Origin of the sequence: Pedobacter flavus (assembly GCF_036324285.1) — a bacterium.
Classification (GTDB): domain Bacteria; phylum Bacteroidota; class Bacteroidia; order Sphingobacteriales; family Sphingobacteriaceae; genus Pedobacter; species Pedobacter flavus.
On record NZ_JAZDQU010000002.1, the window covers coordinates 810,301 to 827,181 of the forward strand.

General features: G+C 32.2%; 13 protein-coding genes. 7 read left to right on the top strand and 6 right to left on the bottom strand.

Annotation, left to right across the window (positions count from 1 at the left end; all coding sequences use genetic code 11):
• Window positions 1-6: 6 nt before the first annotated feature.
• Both VRU49_RS09755 and VRU49_RS09760 read right to left on the bottom strand, forming a co-directional pair.
• Window positions 7-3,186, bottom strand: coding sequence for a SusC/RagA family TonB-linked outer membrane protein (locus tag VRU49_RS09755; RefSeq protein WP_330146594.1), 3,180 nt, complete (start codon window positions 3,184-3,186; stop codon window positions 7-9).
• On the bottom strand, window positions 3,179-3,772 hold the full coding sequence (locus VRU49_RS09760; protein WP_330146595.1) for a TlpA family protein disulfide reductase: 594 nt from the start codon (window positions 3,770-3,772) through the stop codon (window positions 3,179-3,181). The genes VRU49_RS09755 and VRU49_RS09760 overlap by 8 nt, the downstream gene beginning before the upstream one ends.
• A gap of 870 nt (window positions 3,773-4,642) precedes the next feature.
• On the opposite strand from VRU49_RS09760, the gene VRU49_RS09765 reads away from it, so the two are divergent.
• Window positions 4,643-5,203: a hypothetical protein gene (locus tag VRU49_RS09765; RefSeq protein WP_330146596.1), complete on the top strand. Its 561-nt coding sequence runs from the start codon at window positions 4,643-4,645 to the stop codon at window positions 5,201-5,203.
• Window positions 5,204-5,354: 151 nt separating this feature from the next.
• Here the strand turns inward: VRU49_RS09765 and VRU49_RS09770 are convergent, their stop codons facing one another.
• A complete protein-coding gene (locus VRU49_RS09770) occupies window positions 5,355-6,608 on the bottom strand; it encodes a cystathionine gamma-synthase family protein (RefSeq protein ID WP_330146597.1) in 1,254 nt (417 codons plus the stop codon).
• A 116-nt stretch (window positions 6,609-6,724) separates the two neighbouring features.
• Here VRU49_RS09770 and VRU49_RS09775 point away from each other — a divergent pair, with 116 nt between their 5' ends.
• Window positions 6,725-7,207 (top strand): Lrp/AsnC family transcriptional regulator, encoded by a 483-nt coding sequence (locus tag VRU49_RS09775; protein ID WP_330146598.1) that lies wholly within the window; start codon window positions 6,725-6,727, stop codon window positions 7,205-7,207.
• A 106-nt stretch (window positions 7,208-7,313) separates the two neighbouring features.
• On the opposite strand, the gene VRU49_RS09780 is transcribed toward VRU49_RS09775, so the two are convergent.
• Both VRU49_RS09780 and VRU49_RS09785 read right to left on the bottom strand, forming a co-directional pair.
• Window positions 7,314-7,895, bottom strand: coding sequence for a MiaE family protein (locus VRU49_RS09780; protein ID WP_330146599.1), 582 nt, complete (start codon window positions 7,893-7,895; stop codon window positions 7,314-7,316).
• A gap of 31 nt (window positions 7,896-7,926) precedes the next feature.
• Window positions 7,927-8,763: a hypothetical protein gene (locus VRU49_RS09785; RefSeq protein ID WP_330146600.1), complete on the bottom strand. Its 837-nt coding sequence runs from the start codon at window positions 8,761-8,763 to the stop codon at window positions 7,927-7,929.
• 339 nt (window positions 8,764-9,102) lie between these two features.
• Here VRU49_RS09785 and VRU49_RS09790 point away from each other — a divergent pair, with 339 nt between their 5' ends.
• The 3 genes from VRU49_RS09790 (at window position 9,103) to VRU49_RS09800 (ending at window position 11,726) form a co-directional block, all read left to right on the top strand.
• Window positions 9,103-9,261, top strand: a complete 159-nt coding sequence (locus VRU49_RS09790) for a hypothetical protein (RefSeq protein WP_330146601.1) — start codon at window positions 9,103-9,105, stop codon at window positions 9,259-9,261.
• Window positions 9,262-9,366: 105 nt separating this feature from the next.
• Complete coding sequence (locus VRU49_RS09795) at window positions 9,367-11,052, top strand: tetratricopeptide repeat-containing sensor histidine kinase (protein ID WP_330146602.1); 1,686 nt, start codon at window positions 9,367-9,369, stop codon at window positions 11,050-11,052.
• Between the two features lie 8 nt (window positions 11,053-11,060).
• Window positions 11,061-11,726 carry a response regulator gene (locus VRU49_RS09800; RefSeq protein WP_330146603.1) on the top strand — a complete coding sequence of 222 codons (666 nt, stop codon included), beginning with the start codon at window positions 11,061-11,063 and terminating at the stop codon, window positions 11,724-11,726.
• Window positions 11,727-12,465: 739 nt separating this feature from the next.
• On the opposite strand, the gene VRU49_RS09805 is transcribed toward VRU49_RS09800, so the two are convergent.
• Window positions 12,466-13,014 (bottom strand): glycoside hydrolase family 108 protein, encoded by a 549-nt coding sequence (locus VRU49_RS09805; protein WP_330146604.1) that lies wholly within the window; start codon window positions 13,012-13,014, stop codon window positions 12,466-12,468.
• Window positions 13,015-13,198: 184 nt separating this feature from the next.
• Between VRU49_RS09805 and VRU49_RS09810 the strand changes: the two genes are divergently transcribed.
• Window positions 13,199-13,915: a 3-ketoacyl-ACP reductase gene (locus VRU49_RS09810; RefSeq protein ID WP_330146605.1), complete on the top strand. Its 717-nt coding sequence runs from the start codon at window positions 13,199-13,201 to the stop codon at window positions 13,913-13,915.
• 110 nt (window positions 13,916-14,025) lie between these two features.
• On the top strand, window positions 14,026-16,839 hold the full coding sequence (locus tag VRU49_RS09815) for a M16 family metallopeptidase (RefSeq protein ID WP_330146606.1): 2,814 nt from the start codon (window positions 14,026-14,028) through the stop codon (window positions 16,837-16,839).
• Window positions 16,840-16,881 lie beyond the last annotated feature (42 nt).

A 16,881-nucleotide genomic window follows, 5' to 3' on the forward strand; every position in this document is an offset into this window, starting at 1 on the left:
AAAAATTTAAAACCTACCATTTATACCTACAGCAAAACTTTTTGAAATTGGTATATCTTTATAATCTGGATCTATTCCATATTTATTGGCTCTCCAAATAATTCCTAAATTAGATGCAACAATAAAAACATTGGTATTCTTAAGTAGCTGATTGAATTTTTTACCTGGAAAATTATAACTCAAGTTTACATATTGTATCCTTATATGATCTCCCTTAAGTACATTCACTTCAGATCCTGCATAAAATGAGTCCCTATTCGAATTTGCAGGATAAATACTACTAGGAACGCTGGTAAACAATTCATCTCCAGGTTTTTGCCAACGAGACTGATACTCACCATGTCCATCTCTCATGCTAAATAAGGAAGTATAACTTAAAGATGGTTTTCGGAAATAATATCCAAATTTATAGCTTAATCTAAATTTTAAACTTAAGCCATAAAGGCTAAAGTTATTTCCAACCGATCCAAATAACTTTGGAAAAGCAGCACCATGAAACTTTAAATCATCTACTGTAACAGCATTTCCGGTAAGTGCGGCATAATCTTGACTAACCAATCCATCCTTATACCCTTGTGGATTACCTGTTTTTGGATCTAGTCCGGCCCATTTATATGAATAAAGTCCGTATACTGGATATCCTTCTATTGCCGTATAACTTAAATTGCCAGTTAAGAAGTTTCTTCCTGACCTATTAGCCAAATAATTTTTTATAACATTGTCTTTTGATAAACTAAAATTCAAATAAGTTTCCCATTTTAGTTTACCTTTTAAATTATTTGAAACTATCTCTAAATCAATTCCATTGGCTCCTATAATTCCGGCGTTCTTAACTATAGAATTACCAATTCCAGTGGTATAATCTAATTCAGTAAGAGAGAATAGATCAACCGACTTTTTCTTAAAATATTCAACACTTCCTTTGATTACATTATTTTTAAATCCAAAATCTAATCCCAAGTTGAACATATAAACTTTTTCCCAACGTAACTGAGGGTTTTGAAAATTAAAAAAATTGGCTTGAGGTGAAAGTGTATATGGAGACGCTACACTAGAATAAATTATAGTAGTAACTGCCGACATACTTGGATCGGTATTTCCACTAGACCCAAAAGTACCTCTAAATCTTAAATAGGGTAATACATCAATTTTATAAAATTGCTCATTAGAAGCGAGCCAAGAAAAGCCAGATGAAAATAATGGATTCCATTTATCATTTATTTTTAATCCAAATGTATTAGCTGCATCCCGACGAGCACTTACAGAAAATGTATATTTATTATTAAACGTATAAGCGCCATTAAAATATAATGAAATAGATCTATTATTTAAACCTCCTAGACTATTTCCGTTAGGAATAAAAGCATTACTTCCATTTACAAATGTTTTATATGCATTAACATAGTCTACATTAACAAGATTAAGACTTTCTGAATTTATGCCATAAAAACGCGATGAAGTACTTTCTAAATCTGCCATACTAACCTCACCACCTACAAGAGCAGAAATATTGTGCCTTCCGAATTCCTTATCAAAATTTAATTGACTTCTAAGATTATGACGCTCACTATCATTTGATGAGAAATCTCTAATCTCTCCTTTTGGAATCACATATTTTATTAACCCATTACCATCTATTTGAGTAAATCTGTTAATTAAATCTCTAGTAAAATAGGATTGTTCTGAATAGAAATTTTTAATTAAACCTACTTGATTAGAAAACTGATAGGAAGCATTTAAGTTCAAATCATTACTTAATTTAAAATCAACATTTAAGTTTCCAATAAATTCTCTGGTTTTATTTGAATAATCGATATTATTATTTTCAGAGAGCGGATAATAATTCCAATCCAATAACCCTTTATTTGAAAGCCCATCTAAATATTTTTTCCTATAATTTCTTAGAACAGGTAATTCATTACCAGCATCATCATATAATCGAGTATAAAGAGGTAATATGCCTGAAGAAACATTTAAATCTATTACGTTGGGTAGTCCCTGACTTAAATTACCAATTGTATAATGAATTTTAGATCCAATTCGAACATTAGATCCCAATTTAAAATTATTCGCATATCTAATATTAAACTTTTGATTTCCATTATTTAATTCATCTATTTGGTTATTAAAGCCACCGAATAACATCCAATTACTTACATTATTCCCCTTACTTATATCAAATGCATATTGTTGACTAATCGGCGTACGAAAAACTTTATCATTAATTTCATTTCGAAGATCAAAACTTCGAAGATTTTCAATAATCGCATTTGCTACTTGAGTTGTTATAATTCCATCTCTCTGGGCAATTCTTGTTTCAACAACTTCACTTAATGGAGTTTGAGCAATGTTACTTTCTAATGATTTATAATAGCCAAGATCAAACAAATAGTTTTCTACATCAACCATATCAGATGAAGAAATACGAGGTTTATAAAATAAATCTGGAACTTGATTAATTTTTGAATTTGCTGATAAATTTACTTTTAAGGGATTATTAAAACCAGACTTTTTAGTAGAAATTACAATAACCCCATTCCCAGCTTTAGCCCCCCAAATTGATGCAGCTGCAGCATCCTTTAAAATTGTAATATTTTCAACTTCATTTGGATCTAAATTTGATATATCTCCTTCATATGGAAAATTATCTAAAATAATCAATGGACTTCTTGATCCCCTAATGGTACTTAATCCCCTAATCATGATTCCGTATCCTCCAGCTCCATTGGTTTTCCTATCAATATTATAACCACTTACTAAACCTTCTAGCTTATGAATAAGATTAGATTCAACTTGAAGATTTAAATCTTTATTTTCAATAATTCCAAAAGAACCAGTGGATCTAGTTTTAGGAATTTTTTGGTATCCAGTATTAATGACAACTTCTTCAATTGCTGCAACATTATCTTGTAAAACGACAATTAAATCTTCCTTTAAGGGCATAGTTAGAATACTATCTTTGGAGAAAAATCCTATAGACTTAAAACTAATTCTATGTTTTCCTTCTGTTAAATTGAGTTTAAAATATCCCGATGAATCTGAAGTTGATATTTTATTATTATAGTAAATATTTACTGATTGAAGACCCTTTCCTGAATTATCAACCACTCTTCCATTTACCAAATTTTGAGCTTGCACTTTATATGAAAAAATGCAAATGAAAAGCATAAATAACCATTTATTCATTTTTACCTCCTTGCGTGATTTTCTCTTTACGTTTGATTAATTCATCATTTCTTTCAAAAAGACTTTTGATATTTGAGTCTGAAATAAACTCAGAAGATGTTATAGCTTTTACCTCATTATTCATAATCCATATATAGTGAGGCATAACATTATGAGGGAAATATTTAATTATAGTTGAGTCTGTTACAACTGAACTTAAATTATATTTATTATAAGGAGGTAATTTCCCAGTCAATCTTGAAGAAATCTTATCCAAATTATCCTTTGTCCATGTTGAGTTTACCAACATCACAGATAATTTTTGCTCAAACATTTTTTCTAATGCTATAAGCTTTGGAAATTTATTAATACAACTACCACACCACGTTGCCCAGAAATCTAAAATCAATAATCTATCTTTAAATTCCTGCAAATTCTTAACACTCAATTTACCGTCTTCGTAAACATTATGTGTTTGATTCCAAAATACTTCAGGCAATTTATCTCCAACCTTTAAAGGCTGAATATTAAAAACCCCTCCCTGCCCTCTTGCCCAAAAACTTAGGCATAGCAATCCCATTACGATGGGAATCGTTAATTTTTTCATGTTTTTAGTTTAATTGATTTTTTAAATTGTTAGTTTGTATTCATTTATTTCTACCATTTTAAGTGATTCTTAGTTTATTAAAGAGTAGAAAAAGCGGAAGCACCAAGCAACTATTAACCTAAATCTAAAATTGGGCCTCCGCCTTATATTTTGCTACAGTTTATTGCATAAGTAATGCGTAGACTAAAAAAATATAGCCCTAGATTACCATTAAATGCCATTTGCGGGAACCCGTATTGCTTTATAGTAATAAGTTATCTATCTTAGAATTGCGATAAACCAAATAAACAACCATATTACTTTTACAACACGGGTATTTTACATTTAGCGCCTTTTTTGCATTAGCAGCTATCGCCCGCATTTTTGTGTGTAAAAGTCTTTGGAAGTTTAACTTGGTGAACGAATTACGTTCTTAAATAAGAGTTTAATAATACTATTATCTAAAGCCTGGTTATGACTTTGATAATAAGCTTGTTTACGGTGGTTCGTTTTCATATTCAATTAGTTTGGTTATGTAAAACGATGCGTACCCAGTAAAAGCTAATGAAGAAAACCAAATTGGATAAAAACCAATAGGGCGAACTTCAATGCTTTTGCCAGTGGTACCGTCAATTACCTACCTAGTTAAACTAGGCTCCACAAAAGACTAACATGAAGTCCGCCCTATTGAATAATATATCAAAGATATAAATATCCAATAGAAATGGCGAACTCACTGTCAGCTCATGTGGAAACTTGACGGTTTTCTGGCATGAGAGACATCGTAAAAAGCAAGGCAAAACCTCACTCTTATTCGTCGCTATAAATTATTAATAACAAATATAATAAATAAAGTATAAAAACAAAAATTTTTATACTAAATATAAAAAAATGTCAAATAAAGCTACAAAAGAATATGCTGATATACTCAAAAAGTATATGAAGAAATTCAGTCTAGACATCGTAGATATAGTTTTTTTGGCTAAATCCACCAATAAAAAAAATATTCAAGCATTGCTAGATTATAAAGGAGGATTAACTTTAGAAACACAAGAAGCTATTTCCGCTATATTTGGCCTTAGATATTTTGAGTTCGGAAACCCTAATCAACCCATTCCTAAATTAGAATCTCTTCCCGAAAAAACAAAACTTAGAATTGCTTTCAGAAAGCAAGAAGGAACTCCAAAAGAAATTACCTATACCCACAGTAATATTAATCAACAAATAGCTGATGTTATTACAAATTTTAATATTGGCGATGAGTTTTTAGCTGAAGATATCGCTAATAGTATTTTAAAAGAATATGAAATTACTTATTCTGCCAGCCAAATTATAGATCGCATTAATAAGTCTTTTAAAGAGGTGATTATAAAAACAGATAGAAAAGAAACGAATAGAAAAGGTCGCGGACCAAAGCCTATTTATTATAAATTGATAAAGCAGAAATCATAGCTTATTTAGGTTTATAATTTGTCAAAATTTTGATAAACAATAATTTAAATTAAAACAACTAAAGTAACAGTTTATTTAAGTTTTATTGACAAAGGATAAAAAAAGGAGTCAAAATATTTGACTCCTTTTTAGTTTTATAAGGTTCTGCGGATTAACAAAAGTTTAGAGCCTGTTCTATATCCGCAATGGTGTCATCATAATGTTCTACACCAATTGATAAGCGTACCAATTTATCGGTAATATGCATGGTGTTTTTAATAGCTTGTGGCACATCTGCATGGGTCATGGTATAAGGATGTTCCGCCAAACTTTCTGTCCCTCCCAAACTAACCGCCAACTTAATTAATTTAAGATTATCTAAAAATGCAAATGCCTCTTGCTCCCCTCCTTTTATATCAAATGCAATCATAGCACCAGCACTTTTATATTGCTTAGCGTAAATTGTTTTATCTCTTTCGGATCCATGGGTTGGAATATTACCTAAATAATATACCTTTTCTACTTTAGGATGATTTTGTAAGAAATCAGCTACTTTTTCAGCATTTCTAGCTTGCTGATCCATACGCACTTTTAGGGTTTCTAAACTTCGTAATAACAACCAGGCAGTAAAAGGTGCAGCCATATTGCCCATAAAGGTTCTTAATCCTTTAACCCTTGCCATAAGTGGCTTAGCGCCTAAGCAAGCCCCTGCAATTACATCAGAGTGACCGCCAATGTATTTGGTAGCAGAGTACAATACCAAATCGGCCCCATGGTTTAACGGATGTTGCCAAATTGGCCCCATATAGGTATTATCTACAGACAATATTACTTCTTGTTCTTCTGTGCTAAACATGCGTTTTATGTCGGCACACATTTCTATATCAATTAAAGCATTGGTTGGATTAGCCGGGGTTTCTATATGAATTAAAGCAAGTTTATGGGCCCTGCCCGATGCTTTAATTTTTTCTATAATTTGCTCCTTATTATCTTCAGGGGAGAAGCCAACTGATGCAATGTCTAATTTTTGAAGAAAATGGTTAATAAAATGATCGGTACCTCCGTAAACTGGTCTACTGTATAAAAGTAAATCGCCGGGTTTCATAAATTCCAACATTACGGTTGAAATGGCCGACATACCACTTTCGAATACAGCAGCATCTTCTGCCTGATCCCAAAGGCATAAACGTGATTCTAAAATTTCTAAATTGGGATTGTTTAATCGACTATAAATTAGTCCCATTTCTTCGTCCTTTTCTGGTGTGCTTAGTCCGTATGCAATTTCAAAAAAGCGTTTTCCTTCTGCTGCGGAGTTAAAAACAAAGGTTGAAGTTTGAAAAATAGGTGTTTTTAAGGCACCTTCTGATAGTTTAGATTGATAACCGTGGGTCATCATGAAACTTTCTGGGTGAATGTTGTGATACATAATTTAGTCAATATTGATAAAGCAATGTAGATTATATATCTAATTATTTTCACTCAATAGAAAATAATTCTATTTTTACATTATATAATAGATGTTTTTTCTAAATTATTAACAATATGGACATAGCAACTGAAAATTCTACTGAACACTTACAATTAGACAGTACAGATTTAGCTATTTTAAAATTACTTAAGCAGAATGCCAAATTAGGCACAAAGGAAATTGCCGTTCATATTGGTCTATCTATAACGGCTACTTACGAGCGTGTTAGGCGTTTAGAGAGAAAAGAAATTATAAAAAATTATATAACCTTGGTCGATAAACGTAAGATGGGTATTCAATTATCTGTTTTATGCAATGTACAACTCAAATCGCACGCTACAGCCTTCCTTGAGGAATTTGAATCGGCTGTGGTTACGTTGCCAGAAGTAATAAATATCTATCATATCGCTGGAAATTACGATTATTTATTAATGATTGATATTAAGGATATGGACAGTTATGCGGAGTTTATGAAGACTAAATTATCCGCTATTCCGCATATTTCTACGGTTCAAAGTTCATTTATAATGCGACAAATTAAACATGAATTTTTGTAGGCATTATTTCATTTCGGTATTGATGAGTTCTTAAGCTAAATTGTATGCCACATTAGGTGGATAAACTTTAGGAGATTCAATTTAAAAATACCCTAAAACAATAATCCTATCCATGGATGGCTTCTGAAACGCCATAACTCTGGATTATCTTCCCTTCAAATTCTAACCATTCCTTCCAGCGTTTTTCAACATCAACATCTATCGTATATTTTCGGGCAAAATTTAGAAAAGTTGTATAATGATTGGCTTCAGAAACCATTAAATCGTGGTAAAACTTAGCCAATTCCTTATCCTTTAAATTCAAAGAAAGTACTCTAAAACGCTCGCAACTACGTGCTTCTATCATGGCAGCAAAAAGCAATCGGTCTATAAATGCATCGTTCCTACTCCCATCCTTTTTATTAAACTTCACCAGCTTACCAACATAATCATCTTTACGTTCTCTGCCCAATGTATAACCACGCTTTTTTATAATCTCCACCACCTGCTTAAAATGCTCCATTTCTTCGAGTGCAATTGCGGTTAACGACTCCACTAAATCCATGTGTTCAGAATTTTGGGTGATAAGCGTTATGGCATTAGATGCTGCTTTTTGTTCACACCAAGCATGATCAGTAAGTATTTCTTCTAAATTCCCTTCAGCAATATTTGCCCAACGTGGGTCGGTAAGTAATTTTAGTCCTAACATTATGCTTCAAAATTAAGCAAAATTTAAAGGATTAGTTCCGTAATGAATTAGGTTTTAAGATATGGGTTTCAATCATATACTTGGTTAAGGGTTTTAAATATCTATTAACATCCTCCGGATGCGTGCCTGGAGCCGTAAAATATTCGACTTTATTATTTTTCTTACTGTACCATAATTTTCCAGCCGAAGCCAGCGTAATGGTGTCGGGTTTTGTTATTTTCCTAAAAACACCCACTTTTTGTTCATCAAATGCAATTATTTGCTGATCTATTTTTTTCTCATCACAACTTATCTTTTCAAAGGTCTCTCCATTCCACACCATACATTTTTCTTCATAAAATAAATTGAAACTACTAACTAACACTGCAGACAATAAAGTTAGACCCAATATATATTTGGCAAATTTTGATGAATAAACATTAGAAAAGGCAAGACTAAATGGATAAACAACGTCTTCTTTTTTACTTTTCATTTCTTTTCCATCAACCTCTTTTCCATTTTCTCCTTTACTAATCTCCATTTCATACCTATATGGTCTGTTTTGGAAATTAATAAGGTAGGCCACCATATTTACAATTTTTTCTTTCGGATGAGTGATTTTATTTTTTAAAAAATTAATAATTGGTCTATTATCATCCACATCCATTTTTCTTATTAGGGAAAACAATTCAGCTTTAGAAGTGAAATCCCCAAAAAAATCGTTAAATATTTTCACATCATAACTTTCCCATCTCTCGTTCAGTAATTTCAAAATTTCGTCTCTTAAGGTCGCGTTGGTTGGCTTGCAAAGTATATTAGATAAAGTACCATTTTCCTTTTTCTGCTGATATTCTTTTAACACCAATTGATGATAATCTTCAAAACTCATGGGAATAATTTTAATTAAAGTTAAAAGTAATTCCTAAAAATCTGAATTATTCCTGAATTATTCCTGAACAAATGAATTACCTGAATTTCATTGAGTTAAGCATTATTCGCCATCTAATTTTGTATCAGACATCAGAAAAAAGTTAAATGCTTATTTATGATTTCTAATCGCATAAACGTGTAATCGGGAAATGAAATGGGAAGCATTTTTCAATTATACGTTTTTGCAAAACCCTTCCCAAAATACAAGAAGCGCTTCTTAAAAATCAACCCCTGGTAACTGAAATATCTAGTCATGTTTCAACCTACCCTATTGTGAAATTTTAAAACCAAAAAAATCATGTTAAGAATAATTATTGCCTTATTATTAGGCCTTGCAGCAACATCTAGTTCAAACAATGTGGGAACTTATAATGCAGAACCAGATCCGATAGATAGTACCGGATATACAGGTGGCGACAATGGAAATATTCCTCCTCCACGTCCACCAAAACCATAATTTATTTAGCCTATGTATTTAACCTATGTTTTAATACATAGGCTATATTTTATTGAATTAAGCACACATTTATATTAAATTTTTAACTTAGGATAAAAATTATGTATGAATAAGCTTTGGCTACTATTTTATTTAACCTTATTATTTGTTGCCTGTAAAAAGCCTAATGACCAAAATAAAAGCAGTTATTTAAATCCAGCATTAGATAAAGCGTATGAGTTTAGCGATGAAAATCATACCGATTCTGCTTATTTATATTTTAACCTTGCCAAAGATGTTGCCCTAGCTAACCAAGATAGTTTAATGGCGGGAAATGCCTTAATTAATATGGCAATTATTTCTAATAATGAAGGTGATTCATTTGGTGCCATAGAACTTCTTTTAGAATCTATTAAACTTATAGATTCTAATGTCAAAGAAAATGCGCCCTATTTAGTTTCGGCTTATAATACGCTAGGCATGTCGCACGCCAATTTAAATGAGAACAAAGCAGCTATAGAATATTATAAACAATCTATTAAATATTCATCTAATAAATCTTCTATTCTTATAACAGAAAATAATATTGCTAATAGTTATAGGTATATGGGCGAATACAAGCAATCATTAGAAATATTTGAACGCTTGTTAAAAAGCCCAAATTCGAAGTTAGAATATGCACGAGCACTCGCCAATTACGCATACAGTAAATTTTTATATGATAGGAATTATAACGCAGCACCAGAATTACTAAATGCTTTAAATATTAGGATTCAGGAGAAAGATATTGCCGGACAAAATTCAAATTATTCTTATTTAAGCGATTTTTATGCTGATAAAAATCCTAAGCTCGCTATTTATTATGCTAAGAATTTTTTAAGAACTGCAACCCTAATTCAAAACGCTACAGATCAAGCCCAAGCCATAAAAGAATTAGCCAGATTAAGTAGTCCATCCCAATCTAAAATCTATTACGATCAATATATTTTTAAGACAGATAGCTTAACCAACGTTAGAAATAAAGCAAAAAATCAATTTGCATTAATACGCTATGAAGCTGAAAAACATAAGCAACAGAATAAAATTCTTATCGAAGAAAACACTTTAAAATCTTTCCAAATAACGCGACAAAAAATAATTATTACACTTATTTTAATTGTGTTAATATTTGGATTTATTTCTGGCTATCTGCTTTACTTGCAAAAAAAACAAAAACTTAAAACTGAAGCCGAACAAAAGCTTAAAAACAGTCAGCTTACAACTTCCAAAAAAGTGCACGATTTAGTGGCAAACGGATTGTATAAAGTTATGACAGAAATGGAGAATTTGAATACAAAGTCTAATGCGGAGGTCTTAAACGATTTGGATATATTATATCAAATTTCGAGAGACATTACTTACGATGAAATTCAATATGATGGAAGTAATTTCAATGAGAAAATATCTAATCTAGTAAAATCATTTGCTAGCGATACCGTAAAAATTGCAATAATTGGTAATACACCAGAGGTATGGAAGAAAATAGATCAATCCATTAAATATGAAATTGAAAATGTTATCCAAGAGTTGTTGGTAAACATGAGAAAGCATAGTGGAGCTACCAGTGTATTATTTAGGTTTGAACAAGAAAAAAATAATATTCAAATTACTTATTCGGATAATGGTAAAGGGTTAGGTGAAGTACAAAAAATTAAAAATGGCCTTACAAATGCGGGAAACCGCATGAATAAAATAAATGGGACTATTAACTTTGATTCTAAACCTGGAAAAAATGGTTTAATAATAACTTTAAGTTTTCCATTAAATAAATAAATCAATTTATGATTAAAAGAGTATTAATCGCAGAAGATTATGAAAGCTCAAATATATCCATACAGAAAACTTTAGATTCATTGAATATAAATAGTTATGAGTACGTTTATTATTGTGATGATGCCTTAAGTAGAATAAAGAAAAGTATAGCGGAAGGAAACCCGTATGATTTATTGGTTACCGATATTTCATTTGATGAGGATCATAATAAGCAACAATTAAAAAATGGAGAAGAGTTAATTGAAGCTACTAAAATCCTTCAGCCTAAATTAAAGGTAATTGTATTTTCGGCAGAAAATAAACCGACAAATATCAAGCGCTTTTTCGACCATCTAAAAATTGATGGATTTGTTAGAAAAGGCAGAAATGATGCTAAGGAGTTGCAAGTAGCTATTAATGCAGTAAACAATAATCAATCTTATCTTGCTGCTGACATTAAAAAGTTATTACAAAATAAAAACTCTTTTGATTTTACCGATTTAGATATTCAGATTATAAATTTCTTATCCATAGGTAAAAAGCAAAAAGATATTCCTGCAGAATTAGAAAAACTGGGAATTAAGCCCAATAGTTTAAGAACCATCGAAAAAAGACTGGAACTTATGAAGCAATGCCTAGAGTTTAATACTAATGAACAGCTTATTGTATTCGCAATAGATTTAGGAATTATATAACATAAAGTTTTCTTTATACAAACTTACTTAAACCAGCCGTGAGTAGATTTGGCTTCAGGATAAAAAATTGATCTATGAGATCCTATCGCTACTTTGCATTCCGCTCCAGGAGGGCGGGTCATAGATGATTCACTCCTTTTCATTTTGCTACAGGATTAACCCCGATCGGTCATAGAGGCACAACTAAGAGCGCAGCGAAAAGTGGCTGATAGGATCTGATGAACTTATCCATGAGATCCTATCGCTGGATTGCATTTCGCTCCAGGATGACAAATCATGGGGGATTACGCTCCAGGAGGACGGGTCATAGATGATTCACTCCTTTTCATTTTGCTACAGGATTAACCCCGATCGGTCATCCTGGAGGCACAACTAAGAGCGCAGCGAAAAGTGGCCGATAGGATCTGATGAACTTATCCATGAGATCCTATCGCTGCACTGCATTCCGCTCCAGGAGGACAAATCATGGGGGATTACGCTCCTGGAGGATGGGTCATAGATGATTCACTCCTTTTCATTTTGCTACAGGATTAACCCCGATCGGTCATCCTGGAGGCACAACTAAGAGCGCAGCGAAAAGTGGCCGATAGGATCTGATGAGCTTATCCATGAGATCCTACCGCTACATTGCATTCCGCTCCAGGAGGACAAATCATAGAGGATTACGCTCCTGGAGGACGAGTCAAGGTGTTCCGCTCCTGGAGGATGGGTCGAGGTGTTCCGCTCCAGAACTCTTAAATTAGACCTCAAGATTTATTCTTCTTAACCATGATTTTAAAAATTTAGCCTGACTACCTTTTGCTATAGATTTATAAAATGCTGCTCGTTTGAGATTAAAAGCAGTTAACAAAGCGTAAGCATCACCCATATTAATTGCATTTATGGTTATAGGACCTAATTTTCCATCCATTTCTACTTCAACAATTTCTTGAATAAATTTTACACTCCGGTTTATACCTGCGTTAACTGCAAAATCATAAATTGAATTTGCAAGTTCTTGGTTATCTATTAAATCTAAATTCATGCCTTCCCAAAAATTTATTCTATAAAATCTAGAAACCATAAATTTTAATTGATCATGCATTTCTTTAGAATTCATTTCAAAATCTATACCTGCATGTTGTGGTATTCCCGATTTAAATGCATCAATTACTGTCCACCCTTCCCAATCTGGCCAAAAATTTCTAGAAATACCTGCATAGGTCTCCCCTCCTTTATCGTCTTTAAGATTTGCATATCCTCCTTCAAATTTTCTGGTTTCAATTTCTGCAATTTCAAAATCAGCCATAATTATAAATGGTTAAAATTTAGTTTATTATAAATATATAAATTAAGATTTAAATTCAATAAACTGATTTATAAGCATTTAGGTTAATCAGCTAATTCAAGTTATTCATCGGATTGTTAAATTATTAACAACACAATCATTTAATGATTTATAGTACCGAAATTCATGTTTTAAATTTAAAAATATGGAAAGTATATACGGTAAAAACGCCTTGATTACTGGAGGTGGACGAGGAATTGGTAAAGCAATTGCAATTGCATTAGCTAAAGAAGGTGTTAATGTTGGCATAAGTGGTCAGAATGAAGAAACTTTAAAAGCAACAGTTGAAGAAATTAAAGCACTTGGAGTAAAAGCAGGTTATGCTGTTTTTGATGTAGCTAATTATGCTGCTGTTCAATCGGGTGTTTCTAAATTGGTTGATGAGTTAGGAAAGTTTGATATTTTAGTTAATAATGCCGGAATAGCAGCTTTTGGCTCTGTAGTAGATATGGATGTAGATACCTGGAAAAGAATTGTTGAGGTTAATTTATTTGGAACATATTATGTTACTAAGGAAGTTCTACCTCAATTAATAGAGAAAAATGAAGGCGATATTATTAATATTTCATCAACCGCAGGTTTAAATGGAGCAGCTACTACTTCATCTTATAGTGCTTCTAAATTTGGTGTAATCGGATTAAGCGATTCGTTGATGCGTGAAGTAAGAAAAAATAATATCCGTGTTTCTACTTTAATGCCTAGTACAGTTGCATCAGATTTGTCTAAAGAATTGGGGTTAACTGATGGTAATCCTGAAAATGTATTACAGCCTGAAGATTTTGCAGAATTAATTGTTGCTCATCTTAAATTACCGAGAAGAGCTTTATTAAAATCGGCTTCTATTTGGAGTACGAATCCATAAATCACTAAAAAAAATGCAATTGTTTTAACAGTTGCATTTTTTTTTAGAAGTATTGCCTAAATAAAATATCTTTATAAACAAAAACTATAAACCAAATAATTTCTTTAAAAATGCGCAAATTACTCTTGCTGGCCACTTTATTAATTGGCATACATGCTGATTTAGTGGCACAGAAATCAACAAAAACTTCATTTAAAATAGACTATGAAAAGTTTACGCTTCAGAATGGATTAACTGTAATATTTCATGTAGATCGCTCAGATCCTGTGGTAGCAGTAAACTTAACAGCTCATGTGGGTTCATCGCGCGAAAAACCCGGCAGAACAGGTTTTGCGCATTTGTTTGAACATTTGTTGTTTTTAGAATCCGAAAATTTAGGAAAAGGAGGTCTAGATAAGATGTCGGCCAGAATTGGTGGTTCAGGAGCCAATGGCTCTACCTCTAACGATAGAACCAACTATTTACAGACGGTTCCTTCAGATGCTTTAGAGAAAATGATTTGGGCTGAAGCCGATAAATTAGGCTGGTTTATAAATACAGTTACCGACAATGTTTTAGCGAAAGAAAAACAAGTGGTAAAAAATGAAAAAAGGCAAAGTTATGATAACGCACCTTATGGTCATACCGGTTATGTTATCGATAAAAATTTATATCCATCAGACCATCCCTATAATTGGCAAGTTATAGGTTCATTAGAGGATTTACAAAACGCTACGCTGGCAGATGTAAAAGAATTTTTCAATAAATGGTATGTACCCAATAATGTTACGCTTACCATAGCTGGAGATTTTGATACAGCTCAAGCAAAAAAATGGGTAGAAAAATATTTTAATGAAATTAAAAAAGGCGAAAATATCACTAAACAAAGTCCAAGACCAGGTTATGTGAGCGAAATTAAAAAATTATATCATGAAGATAATTTTGCACGCTTACCTCAATTAACTTATGCATGGCCTACAGTAGAAAATTATCATCCAGATTCTTATGCATTATCTATTTTAACAAACTACCTTACACAAGGTAAAAAAGCTCCTTTTTATACGGTATTAGTGGAAGATAAAAAGCTTACTTCTAATGTTAATATGTATAGCCGTAATAATGAATTAGCAGGACAAGTTCAACTTTCGTCGGTGGCATTTCCAGGAAAAAGTTTAAACGAAATAGCTACCGCATTTAATGAAGCATTCGCAAAATTTGAAAAAGAAGGTATTTCACAAAAGGATTTAGATAGAATTAAGGCTGGACAAGAAACTCGTTTTTATGGCTCACTTTCTAGCGTATTAGGTAAAAGTTCACAATTGGCTCAATACAGTATGTTTGCTGGAGATCCAGGTTATATGGAAAAGGACTTAGCTAAGACTTTAGAGGTTACTGTAGAGGATGTAATGCGTGTTTATAATAAATACATTAAAGGTAAGCATTATGTAGCGACTAGTTTTGTACCTAAAGGACAAGTAAACTTAGCTTTATCGGGTTCTACTAAGGCTCAAGTTGTAGAAGAAGCCATTGTACAAGGAGCAGAAGAATCTATTAATGCCGCAACTGATGGAAGTTATCCAAGAACACCTTCAAGTTTTAACAGATCTGTTGAACCTCCATATGGAAAAGCACCTGAAGTTAAAATCCCTGTGGTATGGAATAGCAAATTAGCTAATGGTTTACAAGTTTATGGAATTCATAATTCAGAGGTTCCATTGGTACAATTTAACATTTCTATTAGCGGCGGAATGCTTCAAGATGATCCTAAAAAAGTTGGTGTTGCTTATTTAATGGCATCATTAATGAATCAAGGAACAAAAAATAAAACGCCTGAAGAATTAGAGGAAGCCGTTAAGCAATTAGGAGCCAGTATTTCTATCTCAGCAGGAACAGAAGACATTACAATAAGTGGTAATACTTTGGCAAGAAACTACGATGCAACCATTGCATTGGTAGAAGAAATGTTATTACACCCTCGTTGGGATGAGAAAGAGTTTGCTTTACTAAAACAAAGTACCTTAAGTAACATTAGACAACAAGAGGCAAGCCCGGCATTTATGGCTTCTAAAAATTATCGTGAATTAATTTATGGTAAAGATAATTTACGTGCACAAAATACATTTGGTACAGCTGAAAGTATTTCTTCAATTAATTTAGACGATTTAAAGGCCTACTACAATAAAAATATTTCTCCTTCAGTAGCAAGAATGAATGTAGTTGGATCATTGGATAAATCAGCTATAATTACTTCTTTAGCTAAGCTTAATACCAACTGGAAAAGCAAACCAGTACAATTAGTAACTACACCACAACCAATTGCACCAGCAGAATCTAAAATTTATTTTTATGATATTCCTGATGCAAAACAATCAGTTCTAAATATAGGTTATCCGGCATTAGCCCAAACAGATGCTAATTACTACCCTGCTGTGGTTATGAATTATATTTTAGGTGGAGGTGGTTTTGCATCACAACTAACCCAAGAATTACGCGAAGGTAAGGGATATACTTATGGTATTAATTCTAGTTTTTCTGGAACACAGGCCGTTGGACCGTTTACTATTTCTAGTAATGTTAGAACAAATGTTACTTTAGAATCTTTACAGGCTATAAAGAACATCCTAGAAAATTTTGGTAAAAACTACAACGAAAACGATTTGGCAACAACAAAAAGTTTCTTAATAAAAAGTAATGCAAGAGCTTTTGAAACCGCTGGATCTAAGTTAGGTATGCTAGAAAATATCTCTAAATATGGATTTAAACCTAACTATGTGAAGGAAAGAGAAGAAATTGTGAATAATATGACCATTTCTAAAATACAAGAATTATCTAAAAAATATCTAAATTCTAATAAGATGATTTGGTTGGTAGTTGGGGATGCAAAAACTCAGTTATCAAGATTAAAAGAACTAGGCTTTGGTGAACCCATTCTTTTAAATAAATAAAGTTCTATAAATATATAAATTGGGTAAGAAGTTTGCATTCTG

Excerpts from the sequence above, each read along its gene's own strand:
- VRU49_RS09755 (WP_330146594.1), bottom strand. The coding sequence starts at position 3,186 with ATGAATAAATGGTTATTTATGCTTTTCATTTGCATTTTTTCATATAAA.
- VRU49_RS09760 (WP_330146595.1), bottom strand. The coding sequence starts at position 3,772 with ATGAAAAAATTAACGATTCCCATCGTAATGGGATTGCTATGCCTAAGT.
- VRU49_RS09765 (WP_330146596.1), top strand. The coding sequence starts at position 4,643 with ATGTCAAATAAAGCTACAAAAGAATATGCTGATATACTCAAAAAGTAT.
- VRU49_RS09770 (WP_330146597.1), bottom strand. The coding sequence starts at position 6,608 with ATGTATCACAACATTCACCCAGAAAGTTTCATGATGACCCACGGTTAT.
- VRU49_RS09775 (WP_330146598.1), top strand. The coding sequence starts at position 6,725 with ATGGACATAGCAACTGAAAATTCTACTGAACACTTACAATTAGACAGT.
- VRU49_RS09780 (WP_330146599.1), bottom strand. The coding sequence starts at position 7,895 with ATGTTAGGACTAAAATTACTTACCGACCCACGTTGGGCAAATATTGCT.
- VRU49_RS09785 (WP_330146600.1), bottom strand. The coding sequence starts at position 8,763 with ATGAGTTTTGAAGATTATCATCAATTGGTGTTAAAAGAATATCAGCAG.
- VRU49_RS09790 (WP_330146601.1), top strand. The coding sequence starts at position 9,103 with ATGTTAAGAATAATTATTGCCTTATTATTAGGCCTTGCAGCAACATCT.
- VRU49_RS09795 (WP_330146602.1), top strand. The coding sequence starts at position 9,367 with ATGAATAAGCTTTGGCTACTATTTTATTTAACCTTATTATTTGTTGCC.
- VRU49_RS09800 (WP_330146603.1), top strand. The coding sequence starts at position 11,061 with ATGATTAAAAGAGTATTAATCGCAGAAGATTATGAAAGCTCAAATATA.
- VRU49_RS09805 (WP_330146604.1), bottom strand. The coding sequence starts at position 13,014 with ATGGCTGATTTTGAAATTGCAGAAATTGAAACCAGAAAATTTGAAGGA.
- VRU49_RS09810 (WP_330146605.1), top strand. The coding sequence starts at position 13,199 with ATGGAAAGTATATACGGTAAAAACGCCTTGATTACTGGAGGTGGACGA.
- VRU49_RS09815 (WP_330146606.1), top strand. The coding sequence starts at position 14,026 with ATGCGCAAATTACTCTTGCTGGCCACTTTATTAATTGGCATACATGCT.